This is a genomic window from Aldersonia sp. NBC_00410, assembly GCF_026342035.1.
Classification (GTDB): domain Bacteria; phylum Actinomycetota; class Actinomycetes; order Mycobacteriales; family Mycobacteriaceae; genus Aldersonia.
Genome location: NZ_JAPENM010000001.1, coordinates 705,339 through 729,825 on the forward strand (window position 1 = coordinate 705,339; position 24,487 = coordinate 729,825).

At 68.0% G+C, this 24,487-nt stretch carries 13 protein-coding genes; 3 read left to right on the forward strand and 10 right to left on the reverse strand.

What is annotated here, in order from left to right:
- Window positions 1-127 precede the first annotated feature (127 nt).
- Together OG921_RS03360 and OG921_RS03365 are read left to right on the forward strand one after the other, a co-directional pair.
- The gene (locus OG921_RS03360; RefSeq protein ID WP_266110909.1) at window positions 128-3,457 is read left to right on the forward strand and encodes an arabinosyltransferase domain-containing protein; all 3,330 of its coding nucleotides are present in this window, start codon (window positions 128-130) and stop codon (window positions 3,455-3,457) included.
- A 39-nt stretch (window positions 3,458-3,496) separates the two neighbouring features.
- The gene (locus tag OG921_RS03365; RefSeq protein WP_323182669.1) at window positions 3,497-6,805 is read left to right on the forward strand and encodes an arabinosyltransferase domain-containing protein; all 3,309 of its coding nucleotides are present in this window, start codon (window positions 3,497-3,499) and stop codon (window positions 6,803-6,805) included.
- A gap of 118 nt (window positions 6,806-6,923) precedes the next feature.
- Here OG921_RS03365 and OG921_RS03370 read toward each other — a convergent pair whose 3' ends face one another.
- From OG921_RS03370 to OG921_RS03385, 4 genes are read right to left on the reverse strand one after another with little or no spacing between them, the layout of a single operon-like run.
- Window positions 6,924-7,754 (reverse strand): class II glutamine amidotransferase, encoded by an 831-nt coding sequence (locus OG921_RS03370; protein ID WP_266110910.1) that lies wholly within the window; start codon window positions 7,752-7,754, stop codon window positions 6,924-6,926.
- Between the two features lie 33 nt (window positions 7,755-7,787).
- Window positions 7,788-9,122 (reverse strand): HAMP domain-containing sensor histidine kinase, encoded by a 1,335-nt coding sequence (locus OG921_RS03375; protein ID WP_266110911.1) that lies wholly within the window; start codon window positions 9,120-9,122, stop codon window positions 7,788-7,790.
- Window positions 9,119-9,814: a response regulator transcription factor gene (locus OG921_RS03380; protein WP_266110912.1), complete on the reverse strand. Its 696-nt coding sequence runs from the start codon at window positions 9,812-9,814 to the stop codon at window positions 9,119-9,121. Before OG921_RS03380 ends, OG921_RS03375 begins: the two co-directional genes overlap by 4 nt.
- A gap of 24 nt (window positions 9,815-9,838) precedes the next feature.
- The gene (locus OG921_RS03385) at window positions 9,839-10,228 is read right to left on the reverse strand and encodes a hemophore-related protein (protein WP_266110913.1); all 390 of its coding nucleotides are present in this window, start codon (window positions 10,226-10,228) and stop codon (window positions 9,839-9,841) included.
- Between the two features lie 284 nt (window positions 10,229-10,512).
- On the opposite strand from OG921_RS03385, the gene OG921_RS03390 reads away from it, so the two are divergent.
- Window positions 10,513-12,759, forward strand: a complete 2,247-nt coding sequence (locus OG921_RS03390) for a serine/threonine-protein kinase (protein ID WP_266110914.1) — start codon at window positions 10,513-10,515, stop codon at window positions 12,757-12,759.
- A 4-nt stretch (window positions 12,760-12,763) separates the two neighbouring features.
- Here OG921_RS03390 and OG921_RS03395 read toward each other — a convergent pair whose 3' ends face one another.
- From OG921_RS03395 to OG921_RS03420, 6 genes are all read right to left on the reverse strand, one after another.
- Window positions 12,764-14,311, reverse strand: coding sequence for an acyl-CoA carboxylase subunit beta (locus OG921_RS03395; protein WP_266110915.1), 1,548 nt, complete (start codon window positions 14,309-14,311; stop codon window positions 12,764-12,766).
- Window positions 14,308-19,542 carry a polyketide synthase Pks13 gene (pks13, locus tag OG921_RS03400; protein WP_266110916.1) on the reverse strand — a complete coding sequence of 1,745 codons (5,235 nt, stop codon included), beginning with the start codon at window positions 19,540-19,542 and terminating at the stop codon, window positions 14,308-14,310. The genes OG921_RS03395 and pks13 overlap by 4 nt, the downstream gene beginning before the upstream one ends.
- A gap of 96 nt (window positions 19,543-19,638) precedes the next feature.
- Entirely contained in the window at window positions 19,639-21,573 is a 1,935-nt protein-coding gene (fadD32, locus tag OG921_RS03405) for a long-chain-fatty-acid--AMP ligase FadD32 (protein ID WP_266110917.1), read from the reverse strand.
- 166 nt (window positions 21,574-21,739) lie between these two features.
- On the reverse strand, window positions 21,740-22,741 hold the full coding sequence (locus OG921_RS03410; protein ID WP_266110918.1) for an LLM class F420-dependent oxidoreductase: 1,002 nt from the start codon (window positions 22,739-22,741) through the stop codon (window positions 21,740-21,742).
- 149 nt (window positions 22,742-22,890) lie between these two features.
- Window positions 22,891-23,871, reverse strand: a complete 981-nt coding sequence (locus OG921_RS03415; protein WP_323182655.1) for a cutinase family protein — start codon at window positions 23,869-23,871, stop codon at window positions 22,891-22,893.
- On the reverse strand, window positions 23,868-24,419 hold the full coding sequence (locus OG921_RS03420) for a DUF732 domain-containing protein (RefSeq protein WP_266110919.1): 552 nt from the start codon (window positions 24,417-24,419) through the stop codon (window positions 23,868-23,870). Before OG921_RS03420 ends, OG921_RS03415 begins: the two co-directional genes overlap by 4 nt.
- Window positions 24,420-24,487: the final 68 nt, after the last annotated feature.

Genomic DNA, 24,487 nt, shown 5'->3' on the forward strand with positions numbered 1-24,487 from the left:
TCTGGCCGCACGTCACGTTGCGGGATGGCGGCGATTCGGCGCGAAACGCGCACAACGAGTGGCTTCGCAGCCAGGCGCGCCGGTCGCTGGCGGGAGTGTCCAGCGCTCTCCCATACCATCGGGGCTTGTGTCTGTTCGTGATTCGCGCGATCTGCGCGTCCCCCGCCTGATCGCGCTCGTCACCGGACTCGTCGGTTTCCTCGCGGCCATCCTCACGCCGCTGCTGCCGGTCCAGCAGGACCAGGCGTCGATCGACTGGCCGCAGCCGGGCGCCACGAGCGTCGAGGCACCGCTGGTCGGTTATGTGCCGCAGTCGCTGAACGCGACCATCCCGTGCAGTGCGATCGCCGCGGTTGGCGCCGGAGGCGGCAACCTGTTCTCCACCGTTCCACCGCAGTCGTCCGACGACACTGCCAAGGGGCTCGTGGTGCGAGTCGTGCCTGCCGGGACGAGCACAGACAGCGGTGCCCGCCCCGCGACCGTCGAGGTGATTCAGCGCGACAATCCGCTGCTTTCCGCACCCGTATCGGAAATTGCCGGCTGCCGCGAAATCGCGATCTCCGCGACCGCGCCCGTCACCAGCGCGGAATTCGTCGGCACCACGCGGGCCGACGGCACCCCGTTCCGCGGCGAGGTCACCCGCGATATCCGTCCCCAGGTGGTCGGGCTGTTCACCGACCTGAACGCCGACCAACTGAGCGGCGCCAACGCGCACATCGAAATCGACTCCCGGTTCACCTCCACACCCAGCGCCATCAAGATTGTCGCGATGGCGCTCGCGGTGCTATGCACGCTCGCCGCGCTGATCGCGTTGCACATCCTCGACGGCACCGACCGTCGCCGGGCACGCCGCTTTCTGCCCGCGCACTGGTGGCGATTCACCGGCGTCGACGGTGTCGTAGTCGGCGTGCTGCTGCTGTGGCACTTCATCGGCGCCAACACCTCCGACGACGGCTACATCCTGACCATGGCCAGGGTCGCCGACCACGCGGGCTACATGGCGAACTACTTCCGCTGGTACGGCGTCCCGGAGGCGCCGTTCGGCTGGTACTACGACGTCTTCGAGGAGATGGCGAAGATCTCCACCGCCAGCCCCTGGATGCGCCTGCCCGCCTTGATCGCCGCGATTCTGTGCTGGATGGTGATCAGCCGCGAGGTGCTGCCCCGCCTGGGCACCGCGGTCCGCCGCAACAAGGTCGCGCTGTGGACCGGCGGACTGCTCTTCCTCGCGTTCTGGCTGCCCTACGACAACGGTCTGCGTCCCGAACCGGTGATCGCACTCGGCGCGCTACTCACCTGGTGCTCGATCGAACGTGCCATCGCGACCGGTCGGCTGCTGCCCGCGGCGATCGCGGCGCTGATCGCCGCGTTCTCGCTCGCCGCAGGACCGACCGGACTGATCTGTATCGCCGCGCTCATCGCCGGGTCCCGACCGCTCCTGCAGGTGCTCATCAAGCGGGGACGTGTCTTCACGACCGGCACCGGCTTCCGTCCCGCGCTGCAGGCCTACGCACCACTTGTCGCGCCACTGCTCGCCGCGGGCACACTCGTGCTGATCGTCATCTTCGGCGACCAGACGCTGAGCACCGTCATGGAGGCGACCCGGGTGCGCACCGCGGTCGGCCCGAACGTGGTGTGGTTCGACGAGCGGGTGCGCTGGGACGCGCTGATGTCCATCTCGCCGGACGGTTCGCTGGCCCGGCGGTTCGGCGTCCTCACCATGCTGCTTTGCCTCGGCGTCTGCGTGCTGCAGATACTGCGCAAGGGCGGGCGCATCCCCGGCACCTCGCGCGGCCCGTCGGCCCGCATTCTCGGCATCGTCTTCGCGTCGCTGCTGCTGATGATGTTCACCCCGACGAAGTGGACCCACCACTACGGCGTCTACGCCGGCCTGGCCGGGTCGCTCGGCGCGCTCGCCGCGGTCGCCGTCGGGCAGACCGGGCTTCGTTCACCGCGCAACCGCACGCTCTTCGCGGCCGCCGTGTCCTTCGTGCTCGCGATGTGTTTCACCGGCTCCAACGGCTGGTGGTACGTGTCGAGCTACGGCATCCCGTGGTGGGACAAGGCGCCGTCCATCGCGGGGAAGGGCCTGTCGACGGCGTTCCTCGGCTTGACCGTGCTGTTGCTGCTCATCGCGGCCTGGCAGCACTATCGCGAGCCGTACCGGACGACGGGCGAGGACGGTGGCGGGGGCGGCGGCGGCCGGCTGCGCCGGTGGGCATCTGCACCGCTCACCATCGCGGCCGCGTTCGTGGTGGTGTTCGAGGTGCTGTCCTTCGTCAAGGGCGCCGTGTCGCAGCGTCCGGCGTACTCGCTGGCGACCGGCAACCTGCGCGCGATCGCCGGGGACACCTGCGGGCTGGCCAACGACGTGCTCGTCGAGAACGACCCGAACTCCACGATGCTCACCCCGCTCAACGGGTCGGCCGCCGACGGGCTCGACGCGGAAAGTACCGGAGCGGAGCCTGCGGAGCGACCAGAAAACACCGGTTTCACCCCGGACGGCGTGGCGACCGACCTGACGGCGGACGAGGAGGAGAAGGCTGCGGGCGGCGCGAACACGGTGGACACCGAGAACACCCGCACCTCCGACACCACCGGCGCAGGCACCGGCGGCGGCACCGAGCAGACCACCGGTATCAACGGCAGCAGCGTGACTCTGCCGTTCGGCCTCGATCCGGCTCAGGTGCCGGTGCTCGGCAGCTATCAGAACGGTGACCAGCATCAGGCGTCACTGACCACCGAGTGGTACGGACTCGATCGTTCGGGGCTCGGTCCCGACGACAAGATCCTGGCGATCACCGCGGCCGGCCGGATCGCGTCGGTGGACGCGGACGGGATCGCGCAGTACGGCCAGGAGGTGCGCGTCGAATACGGCACGCGCACCTCGACCGGCGTCGAGCTGCGCGGTTCGGTGCAGCCGCTGGACATCGGACCGTCACCGTCGTGGCGCAACCTGCGCGTCCCGCTCGCCGACATCCCGGCCGAGGCGAACGCGGTGCGCATCGTCGCGGTGGACAACGACATCACGCAGCGGCAATGGGTGGCGGTGACTCCGCCGCGGGTGCCGCATCTGGAAACACTGGACTCGGTGGTCGGCCACGAGGCGCCGGTGCTGCTGGACTGGTCCGTGGGTCTCGCATTCCCGTGCCAACGTCCGTTCGACCACCAAAACGGGGTCGCCGAAGTGCCCGATTACCGCATCCTGCCCGACCGTGTCGGGGCGGATTCGACCAACGCGTGGCAGGACGACATCGGCGGTGGCCCGCTCGGCTGGACCGGACTTCTGCTCGACGCACAGACGATGCCGACCTACCTCAACGACGACTGGCGGCGGGACTGGGGCTCGCTGGAACGGTTCACACCACTCGATCCGGACGCCGTGCCGGCCGAAGTGTCCGAAACGACCACGACGCGTTCCGGTGTCTGGCGTCCCGATCGGATGAGGGTGGAGTAAGCACGGCTACCATCGTGAACCGTGCCCGACGTCGTTACTGTGCCGCAAGCCGAGCCACCAGCCCCTGCTGAACCGACTTCGGCGACCGCTGCCGACGCTGCGGACAGTCGGGCGAAGTACCGGAACGCGCGGCTGATTGCGCTGGTCACAGGCCTGCTCGGGGCAATCCTTGCGATCCTGACCCCGATCCTGCCGGTGAATCAGACGACGTCGGCGGTGAGTTGGCCGCAGAACGGGTCGCTGAACGACGTCGAGGCCCCCCTGGTGGCGCAGGTGCCGCTCGACCTGTCGGCGACCATCCCGTGCTCGGTGATCGAGCAGCTGCCCGCCCGCGGCGGCATCGTGCTGTCCACCGCGCCCGCCCAGGGCACCGGCGCGCCGCTGGAGGCCATGTTCGTCCGGGCCTCCGAGACGACCGTCGACGTGCTCGACCGCAATGTCGTGGTGGCGACCACGGACCGCAGCCGGATGAACGAGTGTTCGCAGATCACCATCAGTTCCGATATCAATCGCACGACCGCGCAGTTCGAGGGTCTGGTCTCGCCCGAGACCGGGCAGCCGGTGGCCGGTGAGCTGAAAGGTGACCTGCGCCCGCAGGTGGTCGGTGTGTTCACCGACGTGACGGGACCGGTCCCGCCGCGGCTGTCGTTCACGATGAACGTCGACTCGCGCTACTCGTCGTCGCCGACGCTCATCAAGCTCGTCGCGATGATCGGCGCCGTGCTGTGCACGCTGCTCGCACTCGCCGCGCTGGCCCGCCTGGACGGCGTCGACGGTCGCGGGCATCGACGCTTCCTTCCCTCGCACTGGCTGCGCCCGACCCCGGTCGACGGTGTGGTGGCCGGTGTTCTGCTGCTGTGGCATTTCGTCGGCGCGAACACCTCCGACGACGGCTACCTGCTCAACATGGCCCGGGTCGCACCGCACGCCGGGTACATGGCGAACTACTTCCGCTGGTACGGCGTGCCGGAGGCACCGTTCGGCTGGTACTACGACGTGCTGGAGATGTTCGCGAAGGTCTCCACGGCCAGCCCGTGGATGCGGCTGCCCGCGCTGGTCGCCGCGCTGCTGTGCTGGATGGTGATCAGTCGCGAGGTGGTGCCGCGCCTGGGCCGGGCGGTGCGCAACAACCGCGTCGCGCTGTGGACCGGCGCGCTGGTGTTCCTCGCGTTCTGGCTGCCCTACAACAACGGCCTGCGCCCCGAGCCGATCGTCGCGCTCGGCGCGCTGCTCACCTGGTGCTCGATCGAGCGCGCCATCGCCACCGGACGACTATTGCCCGCCGGGGTCGCGGTCCTCATCGGTGCGTTCACGCTCGCGGCCGCCCCGACCGGCCTGATGTGTGTGGCGGCGTTGATCGTCGCCATCCGCCCGCTGACGCGGATCGTGGTGCGCCGCCGCCAACTCGTCGGCACGCTGCCACTGCTCGCGCCGATCGCGGCCGCCGGCTTCCTCGTGCTCGTCGTGGTCTACGGCGATCAGACGTTCGCCGGCATCCAGGAAGCCAACCGGGTGCGCCAGCTGACCGGGCCGAACCTGGCCTGGTACGAGGACTTCCTGCGCTACTACTACCTGTTCGTCGAGACGGTCGACGGATCGGTCTCGCGCCGCTTCGCATTCCTGACGATGCTGCTGTGCCTGATCACGACGGCACTGGTGCTGCTGCGCCGCAAGCGGATTCCGGGCGTAGCGTCCGGTCCGGCATGGCGACTGATGGGCATCGTCTTCGGCACGATTTTCTTCATGATGTTCAATCCCACGAAGTGGACCCACCACTTCGGGGCCTACGCCGGGATCGCCGGTTCGCTGGCCGCGCTGACCGCCGTCGTGGTGTCCGCGACCGCGCTGCGCTCGCGACGCAACCGCTCGATCTTCCTCGCCGGACTGTTGTTCGTGCTCGCGCTGTCGTTCTCCGGCATCAACGGCTACTGGTACGTGTCCAGCTACGGCGTGCCGTGGTTCGACAAGCGGGTCTCGCTGCACGGCTACCAGTCGAACACGCTGATGCTGATGCTGTTCGGGCTCGCGCTTGCGCTCGTGGCGTGGCAGTACCTGCGGGAGGGCTACGCCAAACCGCAGGTCAAGGCGAACACTGCGAAGGGCAGACGGATCCGCACGTTCGCCGCCGCACCTCTGACGGTGATCGCCGGACTGATGGTGCTGTTCGAGGTGCTGTCGCTGGTGAAGGGCGCGGTGTCGCAGTACCCGGGCTATTCGTTGGCGCGGTCGAACTTCGCGGCGATGGCGGGCGACACCTGTGGGCTCGCGAACGATGTGCTCGTGGAATCGAATCCGAACTCGGGCAACCTGAGTCCGCTGATCGACCCGGCGCATCCACCGCAGAACCCCAACGATCCGCTCGGCGGCGGAAACCCGGTCGGCTTCTCTCCCAACGGTATTCCGAGCGACCTCAGCGCGGACGCGGTCGAGGTGAAGCCCGGCCAGGGCAACACCGACACCCAGAGCGTCGGCCCGGCCTTCGCGGAGGGACAGAGCGCGGGCACCAGCGGCGGCACGGGCGCGATGGGCGTCAACGGCAGTACCGCGAAGCTGCCGTTCGGTCTCGACCCGGCCACCACCCCGGTCCTGGGCAGCTACCAGCCGGGCGTGCAGGAGCCGGCGTCGCTGGTGTCGAGCTGGTACCAGCTGCCACCGCGCTCGGATGCCACTCCGCTGGCAGTGATTTCGGCGGCCGGGCGGATCTGGTCGGTCGACGACACGGGCGCAGCCACCTACGGGCAGTCGCTGACCGTCGACTACGGCAAGCGGATGCCGGACGGCTCGGTGCAGTCGCTCGGCAACTACCTGCCGCGCGACATCGGCCCGGCACCATCGTGGCGAAACCTGCGGGTGCCACTCGACGAGATCGCGCCCGACGCGGACGTGATCCGCATCGTCGCCAACGACCCGAACCTGACCGGTGACCAGTGGCTGGCGTTCACCCCACCCCGGGTACCGACGCTGGTGTCGCTCAACGACAGCATCGGCAGCGAGCAGCCGGTGCTGCTGGACTGGGCTGTCGGCCTGCAGTTCCCGTGCCAGCGGCCGTTCTACCACGAGTACGGCGTGGCGGAGATGCCGAATTACCGCATCCTGCCGGACCGTCCGCTCGCGGTCAGCTCGACCGACACCTGGCAGGCCGCGGAATTCGGTGGGCCGCTCGGGTTTACCGAGATGCTCGCTACCGCAGTGACGGTGCCGACATATCTGAAGGACGACTGGGCCCGGGACTGGGGCTCGCTGGAGCGCTACGACCGGTTCAACCCGCAGGCCACCGCGGCGCAGATCGATACCGGGCAGGCCACGCGGTCCGGGCTCTGGTCGCCGGGGCAGATGCGGGTGTTCTAGACACGGGTTGGAGGCCCTGGCTCGCGCTCGATGATCACGAGCATGTGGCCCGGATTTCTCGACGTGTCGGGGCCATTTCTTCGTGATCAACACGGAACGGGGGCCGTGCGGTCGGGCTTCAGTCCGGCGGGGTCGGGGTGAAAACGCGCTCCACGACGTCGTCACCGATCACCAGCGCGGTGCTGACCGGCACCTCCCGCCACAGCCCCGGCAGATCGACCAGCGGCTCGGACACCACCACGCGGGCGGTGTCGGAAAAATGTTGCAACCGCTCCTGCTCCGGATACAGCATCCGCACCGCGGCCGCGGACTCGCTGACGTACAGCGAGTTCACCGTCGGCCCGGAGGCATACCGGACCGCGTAGAGCCGGGTGCCGTCCGAGACTGCGACGGTCATCTGCAACGGCTCCGGGATACCGGCCGCGGCAGCCATCGACTCGACGAATCCCGCCATCCGCTCCAGCCCACCGACCGGGTCGTCGGTCAGCCCGAAGGTCAGCGCGAGGTGGAAGAGCAATTCGGAATCGGTGGACCCGCCGATGTTGCCGAACAAGTCCGGCCGGACCGCGAACAGCAGGTCGCGTCGCAATCGCTCGTACTCGGCGATGAAGCCGTTGTGCATGAACAACCAATTTTCGTAGCGAAACGGATGGCAGTTCGTCTGCTGCACCGGACTACCGGTACCGGCGCGCACGTGCGCGAAGAACAGTGGCGTGCGGATCTCCCCGGCCAACTCGTAGAGGTTGTCATCACCCCACGCGGGCGTGACGCTGCGAAACAAGGCCGGCATCGGGCGGCGGTCGTACCAGGCCAGACCGGTGCCGTCGCCGTTGGGCAGCGCCATATCCGGCGCGTGCCTGCGGCTCTGCTCGATCAGCGACCGCTCGGTGTCGTGCAGCAATTCCTTGGGCGCGATCGGATTTCCCAGGTATGCGACCCAGCGGCACACGGCATCCTCCTCTAGCGGCGGGCAGTCCGATCATCACCGAGTCTCATCATGACCAAAGGCGGGGTGCGGCGCAGCCAACTCCAGCACCAGGCGCGCCCCGCCGAGCGGACTGTCCTCGAAATATGCACGCCCACCGTGCAGTTGGGCCTGCTGAGCGACCAGCGCAAGACCCAGGCCCGAACCGCCCTTCGCGGCGCCTTCGCCGCGATGAAACCGCTCGAACACCGCCCTGCGTTCGCCCGGCGCGATGCCACGACCGTCGTCGTCCACACAGATCGTGACCCAGCCATCGTCGCGGCGGTGCGCGGAGATCAGCACGTTACGGGCCTGCCCGTGCCGGACGGCGTTGGATACCGCGTTGTCGACTGCGAGCCGCAGACCGGCGGGCAGGCCGGATATGACGATCGTGGGGTCGGTCTGCACGCGGACCTGCAGCGTCGGGAATTGACGTCGCGCATCGTGGGCGGCCAGGTCGCACAGTTCCGCGACATCGGTCGGCACATGATCGCGTTGCGAGGCCAATTCGCCGGACGCCAGCTTCTCCAGCGCGGTGAGCGTCGCTTCCACCCGGCCCTGGGTGCGCTGGAGGTCGTCGAGAATCTCCGCCCGTTGCGGTTCGTCGAGATCGAGCGTGCGCAGCACTTCCAGGTCGGTGCGCATCGCGGTCAGCGGGGTGCGCAGTTCGTGCGCGGAGACGGCGGCGAAATCGCGGGCAGTGTCGAGCGCCGCGGCAGTCTCGGCCTGCGCAGCGGTGACCCGTGCCAACATGTCGTTGACGGCAGTGGCCAGCTCCTCGGCCTCCCGCACGCCGGTGACGGGCGGGATCGGTTGTGGTGGGCGGGCCCGCACGCGGCGCGTCAACTCGACGATCGGCAGCACCGCCCGCCCGCCGAGCAGCCAGCCCAAACCGCCGGCCGCCGCAATCGCGAGCAGACCACCGCCGAGCACCCACTGCCGCTGATCCGCGGTCGTGCGTTCGGCCTCCACGGCGGGCAACGCGATCGATGCTTGCGCGCCGTCGGGGGTCGCAACCGTGTACGCCCGGTAGGGCTCGCCGTCGACCTCGACGGTGTGCGACCCGTCCGGCAGCGGCGGCAGCGTGACATCCGAGCTGGAGGCGACGCCGTCGCTGCCGCGCACCGTGAGCGTCAGATTGCTTGCCGGCCCGATCCTCCCGAGCACCCGTACGGCCAGTTCGGGATTTGCCAACACCACCCGGCTGACGGTCTCGAGCCGAAGATCGATCTGCCGCAGGTTGTTTCGTTCCAGCGCCTGCGCGGCAAGCAACCCCAGCGTCGCGACGATGATGGTCGCGCCGAGTGCCGTCGCCGCGGCAACGCGGATCCGCAGCGAGAACGCTCGCCTCATCGCGGCGCCCGCAACACGAAGCCGACCCCGCGGATCGTCTGCACCAGCCGTGGATTTCCGTTCATCTCGAGCTTGCGGCGCAGATAGCCGACGAACACGTCGACGACGTTGGTGTCCGCGGCGAAGTCGTATCCCCACACCAACTCGAGCAACCGTTCCCGGCTGAGCACCACGCCCGCGTTGCGCGCCAACACGGCGAGCAGCTCGAACTCCCGCTTGGTCAGCTCGACCTCGGCACCGTCCAGCAGCGCGCGATGCCCGGGGAGGTCCATCTCGAGCGGTCCGACCGTGATACCCGCCGACGCGCTCGGCGCGGGGTCCGCGCGCCGGCGCAGCAGGGCGCGCAGCCGCGCCACGAGCTCGGCCAGCACGAACGGCTTGACCAGGTAGTCGTCGGCCCCGGATTCGAGCCCAAGGATCCGATCGTCGACGGAACTGCGGGCGCTGAGCACGCAGATCGGCACGTCGTTACCCATCGCCCGCATCGCGGTCACGACGCCGACGCCGTCGAGCACCGGCATATTGATGTCGAGCACGACGGCATCCGGTGTGTGCTCGGCGACGCTGCGCAGCGCGGTCGCGCCGTCGGTCGCGGTCAGTACCTCGAATCCCGACAGTCGCAGACCGCGCCGCACAGAGGTGAGCACGTCCTGGTCGTCGTCGACGATCAGGACGCGGGGTTGCTCGGGCACGGTTCGATTCTGCCCGCGCGGTTCCTAGTAGTTGTGGCAGGTGTCGGCGATCTGGCGCGCCTTGTCCTTGAATTCGCCGAAGCGCGGGTGCGACTTGCCGTCCTCGATTCGCTGTTTGGCCTGCGGGTGCTTATCGAGGAACTGCTGGGCGGCCTCGGCCCGCTCGGCCGGGGTCTTGTCGAAGAACTGCGCCACCTTGGCCTTACGGTCCGGGTGCGCGTCGAGGCGCTGGGCGAGGTGCGGAGCGACGTGGTGCGCCGCGGCATCCACTTGCGCGAAAGAGCAGGTGGTCTGCAACAGCGGATTGTCCGCGGGTGCGGCCGACGCCGTGCCGGGCAGCAGGAACGCGCCTGCGACGGCGAGCCCGGCGGTGGTCAGCGCGGCGCGGGCGAAGCGGGTGCGGGTCGTCGTCATCGGCAGATCCTCCATGTGTCGGAATGTGACGGTTCCGACGCTATGCGGCGCCGATAGGAGAGCCGTGAGGCAACTCTGAGGGTTCTCTGAGGACCGAGGGCCCGGTGATCACGAGCAGCTGGCCCACGTCCACCGGCGTGTCGGGGGCCATTCATTCGTGATCAACAGGAAAAGGTGCGCGGGCGGCGAGGCACCCGTGCAGGTACACCGACTTGCCCACGGTATCCGGACCGAATCCGGGCGGCGCCGAATACCATTGCGATACCGCGCGAAAGGTTCCGGCGTTGGCAAAAGACATCGACGTGCCGACCGAGATCGGCGGCCCGGGCGAGACACGCTCCGTTAGCGACACGCAGCTGGCGGTGGCGACAGCGGTCGCGCAATTTGCCGAGGCATGGCACAAGTCGAGTTCGCCCGAGTTGGGCGCATACCTGCCGGCCGCAGCCGATGTCCGCACCATTTGCCTGGTCGAGCTGATCAAGGTCGACATGCACAACCGATCGCAGCGTTCCAACCCGAAACGGCTGGCCGAGTACCTTGCGGACTTTCCCGAATTGGGGACCGCGACGCTGCCACCGGATCTGCTGTACGAGGAGTTCCATTGCCTGCGCCGCGCAGGCATCGCGGTGGAACCCACCGCGTACGGCGACCTGCTGGCGCCGCGGCTGACCGCCGGTGACTATCGCAGCACGTTGCTCGCCGCCCCACGGGCCATCGACCCGCTGACGGCCCTGACGGCGGGTGCCGAAATAGAAGACTTCGAGCTACTGCTCGACGCCGGCAGCGGCGCGTTCGCACGTGTCTTTCTCGCCCGCCAACGTTCCATGCGGCGCCTGGTCGCGCTCAAGATTTCGCACAATCACGGCACGGAACCGGAGACTCTCGCACAGCTCGATCACCCGAACATCGTGCGGGTGTTCGACCAGCGCCTGCTGGCCGAACGCGACCTCAAGCTCATGTACATGGAGTTCGTGCCGGGCGGGACACTGCTCGATCTGCTGAAGCGCGCCGCGAGAACCCCGCCGGCGCAGCGCAGCGGCGACTTGCTGTTTGCTTCCGTCGACGACGCCCTCAGCGATAAGGGGGCGCTGGGCGCCGAACCCGCCTCGCGCGGCACGATTGCGGGGTTGTCGTGGCCGGAAACCGTTGCATGGCTTGGGAAATACCTCGCCGAGGCGCTCGCCTATTCCGCCGGGCACGGCGTCCTGCATCGAGATATCAAGCCGGCCAACGTGTTGCTGGCCGCGGACGGCACGCCCAAGCTCGCCGACTTCAACATCAGCTTCGACAAACACATTCCGGGCGCGAGCCCAGCGGCGTACTTCGGTGGTTCGCTTGCGTACATGTCCCCCGAACAGCTCGAAGCGTGCCACCCGCACCTGCCCGCCACGGCGGCGAGTCTCGATGGACGCAGCGACATCTACGCGCTCGGTGTGATGCTCTGGGAGCTGCTGACCGGCCAGAAACCATTCGATGACGAAACCCGCGCCGGCGACTCGTCCACCTCGCTGGAACGAATGCTCGCAATCCGTCGTCGCGGCATCCCCGAGGCTCGACGCGACGACCTGCCCGACGACTGTCCCGCAACCCTGCGCCGCGTTCTCCTGACTTGCCTCGCCCCCACACCGGAGTACCGGTGGTCGTCGAGCGCCGAGCTCGCTCAACAGTTCGCGCTGTGTCTGGACGCCCGTGCCCGCAACCTGGTCGACCCGCCGCGCGGAAGCATTCGTGAGCGCCTCGCGCTGCAACCGCTACCGGTAGCGACGACAGCGCTCCTGGTCGGCCAGCTCCTCGCCGGGGCCTATCTCTTCGGCCACAATGCGAAACTGCTCGATCGCCACCTGCCCGCCGATTCCGAATCGATGTTCCACACGATGTTGGTGCTCGTCTCGATCACCGTCATCCCGCTGTGCAGCGGCGTGATTGCCTATGTCTGCCGCAGGGTCATCACTGTTCCCTGGGGCGTGCGGAAGGGCAGGCGGTACGACGCAACGACGCTCGCCCGCGCCCGCCACGACACCCTGGTCTGCGCCGATCGCATGGCGGTGATCACTTTCGCCGGGTGGATTTCCGCACTCGTCGTGCTTGGCGCGGCGATACTGCTCTCCGCAGATATGCCAGCCCCGTTGTTCGCCAACATCTTCGCCTCGCATGTCGTGGCCGCGATGATCGGCGCGGTTTTTCCCTTCTTCTTCGTCACCGTGCATGTTGTTCGCTGGTATTACCCGGCGTTGCTGACCTACGGGACAACGACGCCCGACGACGCCGCGCAACTCCGCAGGCTGGCACGCCGCTGCAAGCAGCTGCTACTCGCCATGGCGCTCATCCCGGCGCTCGGTGTCGCCGCCGGAATCGTATTCCTCGGGCCGGCGGATCTGCATATGGTCGCCGGCGCCCTCATCGGGCTGGGCGTCATCGGGGCTGCTGCGATAGTGGCCGCGCACGCGTTGTTCAGGATCGTCGACGCAGATCTCGAGGCGCTCGTTCGAGTGGCAAGCACGGTCGCCCCGACCGCGGACAGTACCGGCTGACAACTCAGATCGGCAGCAGGTGATGCTTGCGCGGGTTCTTGATTATTTCCTTGTCCCGCAGCAGGTGCAGCGCCTTGCGGAGTTCGAGCCGGGTGGACGACGGTTCGATGACCGCATCGATGTAGCCACGCTCGGCGGCGATCCATGGGGTGGCCATGGTGGCGTTGTAGAAATCGATCAGCTGCTGCCGGACCGCCGCGCGGTCCTCGGGTGCGGCGGCCTCGATCTGACGTCGACCGATGATGCTCACCGCGCTCTCGGCACCCATCACCGCGATCCGGGCGGTCGGCCAGGCGAAGTTGACGTCGGCGCCGAGTTGCTTGGAACCCATTGCCGCATAGGCGCCACCGTAGGACTTGCGCACCACCACGGTGACCTTCGGGACCGATGCTTCGACGAAGGAGTAGATGAACCGGCCGCCGCGCTTGATGACGCCGAGCTTCTCCTGCTCGACACCGGGCAGGAACCCGGGGGTATCGACGACGAACACCAGCGGAATCTCGTAAGCGTCACAGATCCGGATGAACCGCGCGGCCTTGTCCGATGCCGCCGCGTCGAGTGCACCCGCCGAGACGAGCGGCTGATTCGCCACCACCCCGACGCTGCGCCCATCGACCCGCGCGAAACCGGTGAGGATGTTGAGCGCGCACTGCCCGTTCACCTCGTGGAATTCGCCGTCGTCGAAGATCCGCAGCAGGATCTCGTGCATGTCGTAGCCGGCGTTGTCGGCGTCCGGGATGAGCTCGTTCAATTCCCGGTCGCACGCGGTGATTTCGGGTTCGAGGCCGGGATTGACGATCGGCGGCCGTTCCTGGCAACTCGACGGCAGGAACGACAGATAGTCACGCACCCACTGGAATGCGCCCTGCTCGTCCTTGGCAACGTGATTGATGTTGCCGTACACGGCCTGACTGTGCGCGCCGCCGAGTTCCTCGAGGCTGACGTCTTCCCCAGTGACCTCCCGGATCACATCCGGGCCGGTGACGAACATGTACGACTCTTCGGTCGCCACCACGACATCGGTGTTGATCGGCGCGTAAACCGCTCCGCCGGCACACTTTCCGAGGATGATCGAGATCTGCGGCACCAGCCCGGACAGCGGCTCCTGCCTGCGCCCGAGTTCGGCGTACCAGGCCAGCGAGGTCACCGCGTCCTGCACGCGAGCGCCGCCGGAGTCGTTGATGCCGATGCACGGGCAGCCGATCTTCGCGGCGAATTCCATGATCGCGGCCACCTTGCGGCCGAACATCTCACCGACGCTGCCGCCGAAAACCGTTTGGTCGTGCGAGAACACCGCGACCGGCCGGCCCTCCACCAACCCACGGCCGGTGACCACGCCGTCGCCGTAGAGCGCGTTCGGATCGCCCGGCTGCTTCACCAGCGCGCCGACTTCGACGAACGTCCCCGGGTCGAGCAGCATGTTGATCCGGTCGCGGGCGCTGGGCAGACCCTTCTTGGCGCGCTTGGCGATACCCGCCTCGCCGGCCGGCTCCTGCGCCACTTCGAGCCGCTTGCGCAGCTCGGACAGCTTTTCGGCGGTCGTTCCACTCATTGGATATTTCCAAGCTTCTTCGTCAGATCCGCACCGATCTTCGCGATATACGGCTCATCGATGATTTGCACATGGTCGCCGCCGACGTGGATGACCTCGAGATTGGGCACGTGTTCGTCCCAACCTCCGTTGGGCGCACGGTTTTTGTACGCCGGCTCGAGTTCGATCATGCCGTCGTGATACCGGTCGGCGAGGTACAGCACGACGTCGCCGTCGTAGTGCGTCGCTTCGGCCTTGGCGAGCGCGCGGCTGTCGATCCACGAGGTGCGCTCGTGCTCGATCATGCTCGCGGGCACGTTGGCGCCGCTCAACTTGATCATGTCCATGATGATCTGGACCTGCTCGTCATCGGAGGCATGGGACAACCGATCGAGCGGCAACGCCGAGGTGTCGACGCCGTAGGTCTTGTTGGCAAAGGACGCATATCGCTCGATGCGTGCCCGCGCCGCTGCCGGCCCCTCGGCGGGCCGGTCCACGGGCAAGGCCAGGTCGATCATGCCGACGATGCGAACGTCGGCACCCTCGGCGCGCAGCAACTTGGCCACGGCGAAGGCCAGCACGGCGCCCAGCGACCAGCCGTACAGGACGTACGGCCCGTTCCCCTGAATCTTGCGGAGTTCCGGAAGGTATTGGCGCGCACGCTCTTCGATGTCGCCCTCGACGCGTTCGATGCCGTACATCGGGGTGTCGGTGGGCAGCCGTTTGAGCAGCGGTTCGTAGACAACGGTGGTGGAACCGGACGGATGGAACGCGAATACCGGTACGGCCGTTGACCCCTCGGGACGGGCGCGCAATGCACGCACGAATCCGTCGAGGCCAATACCCTCGGTGACCCGGCGGACGACCTCGGCCAGCTGTTCGATCGTTTCTGCGTCCAGCACGTCGTCGACGGTGATGTCGCTCTTGGTGCGCTCGGACAGCCGCGCCGCAAGCTTCTCCGCCACTTCCTCTTCCAGGATCGGCAGTGTGTTCTGGACACCCTTGGCCGACTCGCCGGTCACCACCGCCCAGGTGGCGAAGGTCAGCCGCTCCGCCGGATCTCGCGGTGAGATATCGGATTCGCCGACCTCGGCACTCACCGCGGCCTCCGGCGCGGGTGCCGGCTGCTCGGCCTGCTCGAGAATCGCCTCGGCCTCGGCTTGGACGGAGGTGTCTTCGTCATCCAGCCGCGACTCGACGTTCTCGGTGGGCGCGCCGGTCCCGGCGGCATCGGATGCATCCGCCGCTTCCCGCTCGGCCTGTTGCTGATCGGCGAGCGCCTGCACCTCGTCGCGGTTCTCCACTGCGTAGCGCAGGTACTTGCCGACCCCGACGAGGTTGGCGTCGCGGACCGCCTGCAACTGCAGCTGTGGAATGTCGAATTCGTACTCGACGCGGTTCTTGATCCGCACCGCCATCAGCGAGTCCAGACCCAGCTCGATCAGCGGGATCTCGGCGGGTAGGTCCTCGGGCGCGTAACCCATCGACTCCGCCACGATGTAGGCGAGCCGGTCCTCGAGCGTCTGGCTGCCGTTGGGATCCCACCTGCCGCTGAAGGTCTCGATGACCTCGGGCAGTTCCTCGACGAGACCGGACGGCTCCGCCGCGGGAGCCTGCACCGGCGCGAATGCGGCACCATTCTGCGCAGCCGTGCCGGCACCATTCTGCGCAGCCGTGCCGGCGACGGCCACCGCGGGCCCACCGGTGACGACCGCGTCGTACACCAGCCGGAACGCCGCATCCTCGCGGGCGTGCACCTGCACCGATGCACCGCCCGGGTGTGGGGTGAGCGTAGTTGTCAGCGTCCCCGCCGACGAGAGATCACCGTGCGGGATCGCCGCGCCGAGCGTCGCGTCGCTGAGCACCTGTGCGGCCGCTGCGGTGACGAGTGCACCGAGGTCGGTGACGACACCCGCCTGCACCTCCCAGGCGTGCCTGCCGTCCGGCATCGCGACATGCGCGCCCGGGATCCGGTTGTTGCCGGAACCGCCGCCGAGACGGCCCGTCGTCCAGTACGGCTTGCGCACGAACGCGGTGCGCGGAATGTCCCCGTAGCCGCCGGCCTCGAACAGCGACGCCAACGAGACGTCGTGGCCGACCACATACAGCTGGGCTAGTGCGGTCAGCACGCCGAGCGACTCGTCCTCCTTGCGCTTCAGCGTCTGGATCAGCTGTGCGTCGTGCATGCCCGCAGCGAAAGTGGTGGCCGCGACCTGCATCAACGCGACCGGGTTCGGCGCAAGCTCGAGGTAGGTGCTGTGCCCGGTCTCGACTGCGACGCGCACCGCGTTGGTGAAGTACACGCTTTGCCGCATGTTCCGCACCCAGTAGTCCTCGGTGTGGATCGGATCGTGCCCGGCCCGGTAGAACGTCTCTTTGTCCACGGTCGAGTACACCCCGACCTTGGGCTTGTTCGGTTCGAGGCCGGCCAGTTCGGCGGCAAGTTCGCCGAGCAGTGGGTCCATCTGCGAGGTGTGTCCCGCGCCCTTGGTGGCGAGCACACGCGCCAGCTTGCCCTCTGCTTCGGCACGCTCGACGATCGCGTTGACCTGCGGCTCGGGTCCGCCGATCACGGTGTGCGTCGGCGCGGCGTACACCGCGACCTCGAGATCGGGGAAATCGCCGAGCACGCCGATGATCTCCTCGGCGCTGTATTCGACGAGGGCCATGCGGCGAATATCGTCGCCGGACAGCGTCGCTTCGCCCTCGCCCATCAGACGGGACCGCGCGCAAATCACCCGGACCGCGTCGACCAGGTCGAGGCCGCCCGAGATGTACGCCGCCGCAACCTCACCCATCGAGTGGCCGACCACGGCGGCCGGCTCGGCACCGTGATGACGCAGCAACACGGCGAGCCCGACCTGGATCGCGAAGATGCCGACCTGCGAGGTGCCGACGTCGTAGTCCTGCTCGTCGTCGAGGATCATCTCGCGCACCGAATAACCGGCCTCGTCGACGATCAGCTCATCGACCTCGTCGATCGCGGCGCGGAAGACCGCGTTCTCCAGGTAGAGCTGCTTGCCCATCTTGCGGTGCTGGGCACCGAAACCGGACAGCACCCACACCGGGCCCTGGGTGGCCGGGGCGTCATTGCTGAACACACCCGCCGCCGGCTTACCGTTCGCGACCGCGCGCATGCCGGTCACCGCGTCCGCGTGCGTCGTCGCGAGCACCACGGCACGGGAGCGGCCGTGGTTGCGCTTGGCGAGCGCGCGACCGATGTCGGCGAGCGGCGTGGTGCTGCCCGTTTCCGTCTCCAGCCAGTCGGCGAGCTCCGCGGCCGCACGACGGCGGCGCGACGGGATCGCCCCGGACACCGCCAGCAGCACCGGCAGCGGTTCCTCGCGCTCGGATTCCTGCTCGGCGCCGTGCGCCCCATCCACTTCGGCGCCGTGCGCCCCATCCACTTCGGCGCCGTGCGCCCCATCCACTTCCGTGTCCAGCGCCTCGGCGAGCACGTCCGGCTGGGCGGCGGTCTCATCGGCGTCCGCGTCGATCACGTCCGCCCCGACCGGCGCGGGCACGTACTCCTTGACCACGACGTGCGCGTTGGTACCGCCGAAGCCGAACCCGGAGACACCGGCGATCGCGTTACCGCTGTAGCGCGGCCAGTCGGTCGGCTCCGGAATCACCTGCAGGTGCGCCTTGTCGAAGGCGATGTACGGGTTGGGACCCGCGTAGTTGAGCGAGGGCGGGAGCTTGTTCTCCTGCAGCGCGAGCACGATCTTGGCCAGCGACGCTGCACCGGCCGCCGACTCGAGGTGGCCGAAGTTCGACTTCACCGAGCCAAGCAGTGCCGGCTTGTCGTCGTCGCGGCCGCGACCGACGACCCGGCCGAGCGCGTCGGCCTCGATCGGATCGCCGAGGATGGTGCCGGTGCCGTGCGCCTCGATGTAGTCGACGGTGGTCGGGACGATGCCGGCATCGCGGTACGCGTGCCGCAGCACGTCGGCCTGCGCGTCCGGATTCGGCGCAAGCAGGCCGTTCGAGCGACCGTCGGAGTTCACCGCGGTACCCGCGACCACCGCGAGAATGTTGTCGCCGTCCCGCTCGGCATCTTCGAGCCGCTTCAGCACGAACAGGCCGCCGCCCTCGGAGCGCACCATTCCGTCCGCGTCCGAGGAGAACGCCTTGATGTGCCCGTCCGGCGCGACCGCGCCGACCGAGTCGAAACCGAGCGTGATCGCGGGCGCGAGCAGCATGTTCACGCCGCCGACCACCGCCACGTCGGCCTCGCCGCCGCGCAGCGCGCGGACGGCCTGATGCACCGCGACCAGCGTGGACGAGCACGCAGTGTCGATGGCGACCGATGGGCCGCGGAAATCGTAGAAATAGGACACCCGGTTGGCCACGATCGATGTCGCGGCACCGGTGAGGCTGTAGGCGTGCGTCTTGGTCGGCTCGAGCGCGGCCAACATCGAGTAGTCGTTGGTGGACGTGCCGATGAAGACGCCGACCGGCTTGCCCTTGAGCTCACTGGCCGGGATGCGGGCGTGCTCGAGTGCCTCCCAGGTGAGTTCGAGCGCGAGCCGCTGCTGCGGGTCGACCCACTCCACCTCACGCGGGGACATGGCGAAGAACTCCGCGTCGAAGCCCTTCACGTCGTCGAGATAGCCGCCGCGGGTGTTCGCCTTCTCGACCGCCGCCGCGATCTCCGGGTCGGAGGTGAACTCGGTCCAGCGTCCCGGCGGCAGATCGCTGATGCCGTCGCCGCCGCCGATGAGGAACTCCCAGGTTTCCTGCGGGGTACGCCCGGCCTTCGGGAACCTGGTGGAAAAGCCGACGATGGCGACGTCGTGCGCGTCGCCGAGGACCGCGGAGGTGTAGTACGTCGAGTCCGCCGTGTCCTCCGGGACCTCCGGTTCACCCTCGATGATCCGCTGTGCCAGCGAGGAGATGGTCGGATTCTGGTAGACGACGGTGGCGGTCAGCACCACTCCGGTCAGGTCTTCGACATCGCCGGCGAGCGCGATGGCGTCGCGGGAGGCGAGCCCGAACTCCTCCATCGGCCGGTCGACGGTGATCTGCTCGACCGGCTGACCGGTAGCCTCGGCAACCCAGCTACGCAGCCATTCGCGCAGCTCCGCAGCGGTCAAATCGGGTCGCTCGACGAGCGCCGACTCCGCGCCGGTGGTCTCGGTCCGGTCGACGAGTTCGGCCGGGGTCTCGGGTTGGCCCCCGAGTCCGGCCCCGGTCCCTGCGGCGGACGTATCGGTCTCACCCTGCGAAATGGGCGTTTCGTTCTCAGCCATCAGTCCCTCAAGCTACCCGTCCGATTTCCAGCTCTCGAATACCCGGTCTCGAATTCCCCCCGTTTCGAATTCCCGTGTCGTAATGCTCGCTCGATCTCAGTCGGTCTTGACCGAGTCGGCGTTATCATCGCCGTCGACCGCGTCCGGGAATGCCGTCTGCGTGTACCCACCGCGCAACGTCCCTTCCAGGTACGCGGCTCTGCACGCGCGGCGCGCGATCTTGCCGCTTGAGGTCCGCGGGATCGAGCCGGCCGGGACCAGAAGCACGTCTCGCACCATCACGCCGTGCCGCGCCGAAATCGCGGCACGCACCGTGTCGGCGATCGGCTGCGGCTCGGCCTTGCCCGCACCGGGACCGCGTTCGGCGACGACGACCAGTTGCTCGGAGGCATCGTCCGCGTCGTACTTGGCGCCGAGACCGGAGTGGCTGCCCTGCTCGAAGACCAGCGACGGCAGCTGGTTCGCGGGCACCGAGAACGCCGCGATGAAGCCGGGGCGCAGCGCCGTGCTCGCTTCCTGCGCGGAGAACTCCAGGTCCTGCGGGTAGTGGTTGCGGCCGTCGACGATGACGAGATCCTTCACCCGGCCGGTGATGTAGAGCTCGCCGCCGAAGTACACCCCGTAATCGCCGGTGCGCATCCAGTTCGCGGACTCCGGCGCGCCGGTGGCGTGGCTACCGTCGGCCAGGCGCGACGCCAGCTTGGCCTCGAACGTCGCCGCGGTTTCCTCCTTGCGGTTCCAGTAACCGCTGCCCATGTTCTTGCCGTGCAGCCAGATCTCGCCGACATGACCGTCGGCCTGTTCGTGGCCCGTCTCCGGGTCGACGATCGTGGCCCACTGGCTGCGCGCGATGAACCCGCACGACACCTGCGCGACAGCATTCGGATGCGACTGTTCGATCTTCACCATCCGGCCCGCATTCAGCTCGACGCGGTCGACGTAGGTCACCTTCGCCTCGTCCTCGTGCCGGGTGGCCGAGACGAACAGCGTGGCCTCCGCCATGCCGTAGCACGGCTTGATCGCCGTCTTCGGCAGCCCGTACGGCGCGAACGCTTCGTTGAACTTGCGCATCGACGACGTGGTCACCGGCTCGGAACCGTTGATCAGGCCGATCACGTTGGACAGGTCCAGCGACTCGCCGGGCTTGGGCAATCCACGCGCGGCGGCATGCTCGAAGGCGAAGTTGGGTGCGGCGGCGAACGTACCGGCGCCGTCGGAGTGTGCGGCGAGCTCGCGGATCCAGCGACTCGGACGGCGCACGAACGCGCTCGGCGACATGATGGTGATGAACTTGCCGCCGAGGGCCGGGAGGATGACCGTCAGCAGGCCCATGTCGTGGAACATCGGCAACCAGGTGACGCCGCGGGAGTTCTCCTGCAGCTCGATCGCGTCGATCATCTGCAGCACATTCGTGCCCACCGCGCGGTGGGTGATCTCCACGCCGGCCGGGGTGCGGGTCGAGCCGGAGGTGTACTGCAGATACGCGATGTCCTCGACGGTCGCTTCCGGGCGCACCCACGATTCACCAACACTGTCCGGGATCGCGTCGACGGCGATGATGCGCGGCCGCTCCTTGGCGGGCAGGTAGCGGAAGAACTGGCGGACGCCGGCGGCGGAGTTGCTCGCGGTGAGGATCGCGGACGGCTTGCAGTCGCCGAGCACGGCGTGCAGGCGGTCGGTATGGCCCGGCTCCTCGGGGTCGAACAGCGGCACGGCGATGGTGCCGGCATAGATGGCCGCGAAGAACGCCACGACGTACTCGAGGCCCTGCGGCGCGAGTACGGCAACCCGGTCGCCCGGCTTGGTCACCTGCTGGAGGCGAGCCGCCACGGCACGCAGCTTGTTGCCGAACTCGATCCAGGTGAGCTCCTGCGCCTCGCCGTCGCGCTCACGCGAATAGTCGATATAGCGGTACGCCAGATCGTTCGCGTCGTTGCGGGTGTGCTTTTCGACGTGGTCGACCAGCGTTCGATCCGCCGGGATCCAAATGTTCCCGTCGGCGTCGAGGTAATCGTCGAACTTCTCGTGCATATTTCTCTACTCCTCCACAGCACCCGCGTCAGGCAGACCCGCACGCAGCCCGCCTGCCTGACATCGCTTTCGCCGGTTGCTACGCCCCCGCACGTGGCACGCATCTCATTCCCAAGATTCGCGCTGCACTAGCGAACAAATTCCAGTTATGTTACTGAGCCGACCTTCACTCACCCTTCAGCAGGGTGATGATGGGCGCAAATGCGTCCATCTGGGTAGGGAACACGCCGACGTAGGACATACCCGTTTGAGCACGGACGGCCCGGACCTGATCTGCGATTTCCTCGAAGGTCCCGATCGCGATATACGGCGAGTTCAGGATTTCCTCGACGGATAGCTGCACATCGACGTCCATGTTCGGCGGAAAGCCCTTGTCCAGGGCCGCGAGCGCCATCTCGGCAACCTTCTCGCGATCGTCGGTGATCACGATAGTGGTGATGGTCCAGTTCAGCTCGATGTCGGCGAACCGAGCACCGGCGGCCTGCTTGATCAGCTCGACTCGCTCGACGGTCTTCTCCATGGTGATCCCGGAGAGCCGCAGTTTGCCTTCCGCCGTGGTGACCGGGACCACGGAGACGATGTCGGCGTGCTTGGCGGCGAGCGCGAGCATCTTCGGTCCGCCGCCGCCGACCGCGAGCGGTGGGCGTGGGCCCTGCCGTGGTCGCGGGCTGCCCTTGAGTCCGCGGATCTGGTAGTGCTTGCCCTCGAAGTTGCATTCCTGACCGCGCAGCAGCACGTCCAGGATGGTCAGCGCCTCGTCGAGCTTCTCGATCCGCAGCCCCGGCCGGTCGTAGGCGATCCCGGCCTTGTCGAACTCTTCCTTCATCCAGCCCGCGCCGATGCCGAGTTCGAGCCTGCCCTTGGACAGCACGTCGATGGTCGCGGCGTCCTTGGCCAGGATTGCCGGGTGGCGGAAGCCGTTGGCCAGTACCGCCGTCCCCAGCCGGATCTTCTCGGTCGCCACGGCGAGCGCACCGAGTGCGGCGATCGGGCTGACCTGCGGACCCAGGTGGTCCGGAATCATGAAGCTGTCGTACCCGTAGTCCTCGGCCTGCTGAGCCAGCCGAATGAACTTCCGAGCGCCGCCCTCCTCGGGGTTGCCCTCACCGCCGGCGGCAAATCGAAACTTCCGCAATGGTGCCGCGGGGGCAGTTTCGGCGGCTGTCATGAAAGGCATCTCCTGGGTTGCACTGCGGGCGGGGGCACGCTGACCGTCCTGCACTCTAGCGGGTCGGCCGTTGTTGACCTACTGACAGTTAACATTCGGGCAACACTCTTGACCAGACCCAACTTACTTTTGAGTCAGGTAATTTCGGGTCATTCGTGCGCCGGATGCGGCGCGCCGTCGATCAATCCGGACGCCCAGCCCGTGGTCCACTGCGTCGCCGTCGTGCCGGCGTCGTCCACCACGAAACTGTTGTACTCCGCGTGCACCGGATTGCCTCTCGCACCGGCAAGCGCGGCGAGGCTGCTGGGGATGTTGACCGGGTTCAGCGCGGCCTCCGGGGCGGCACAGATCAGGTCGCCCGGCGCGCAGATCGTGTTTGCCCGATCCGTGAGCGAGCCGAATCCGCCCGGGCGCGGGCCGGTCATCGTGATGCCGGGAACCTTCAAGCCCTTGAGTGCCACCTCGGCGCCGACACCGGGCGGGTTCGGGCCGATCTCGGTCGCCTGACCCGTCTCGCGCCGCCCGTCGGCGATCAGCGTCACGCCGAGCACCTGGTCTTGCGACACCGGGCCGGTCCCCGCGCCGATCTGCGCCGCGACGTCGCCTGCGATGACCGCGCCCTGCGAGAAGCCGGCAATCACGTATGTCGTCAGCGGACACCGCGCATGCATATCGGCGAGCACGCCGATGGTCGCCTGCGTGCCCGCGGTGCGGCTGTTGTTGTAGGACTCCTGCCCATCCGGTGGGAACGCGATCGGGTTCGAGAACTCCGCCACGTAGGGCACCGTGTAGACCTGCACGCGCGAGGACGGGAACTGCTCCTGCAGCGGATCGGTGACGTTGTGCAGCAGTGCGGCCGGGACTGCGGTCGGGTTGAACGGGTCGTCGGTCGGGCTGGACTCCCACGTGCCCGGCACCGCAACGAACTGCACATCGGGGCAGTCCGCCGCCTGCGTGTCCGGCTTCGTCGGGCCGGGCAACGGCCCCTCTCCCGGCTTGGGCAGGCGACCGGCGGCGATGTACCAGATGACCACGATGACGATGATCAGCAGCAGCGCGAGTGCCAGTAGAAGAAGGACAATCGGAGTTTTGCGTCGGCCGCGCCTGCGGCCGTTTCGAAGTGCGTTCACGAGCAGTACGAACTCTTCGCGACGTCGATGTAGATCTGGCCGGCCTGCTCCGGCGACATCGAGCTACCGGTGATGCTCTGCTCGACACCGGTCATGGCGTTGACGTTGACCACGATCGTTGCCTCCGGCTCATTGGCCTGCGTCGCGGCGCAGATGTAGTTCGCGATCACGACGGCACTCTCGCCTGCGCCGGACACCTCGACGCCCTCGTCTTTCAAGTCCTCGACGAACTGCTTCTCGCGCTCACCCATTGGTTCCGCATCCGGCCCGGGGAAGTCGCTCGGTTGCGCTTGCGGGGTCTCCGGGGGTGCGGTGGCGGCCGGGCCGGGGCTGGTGACCGGCGCGGAGCCGCCGCCGTCGGCCGCGTCCGATCCGGTGGGCACCGCGTCCGATCCGTTGGGCACCGCGGCCGACGACGTCGACGCCGCAGCCGGCGCGGGGGTCAGCGAGCCGGGTGTGCTCGTCGCCGTCGAGTCGTCGCCACAGCCGGCAAACACGCCGACGGCAGCAACGGCCAGCGCGGTGAGCGAGACCGCGCGCAGAGTCATACGAGGCATCGTGGTTCCTATGCTTTCGGTTTCGTACAGGCTACAGACGCGCGCGCCGGGGCCGATCG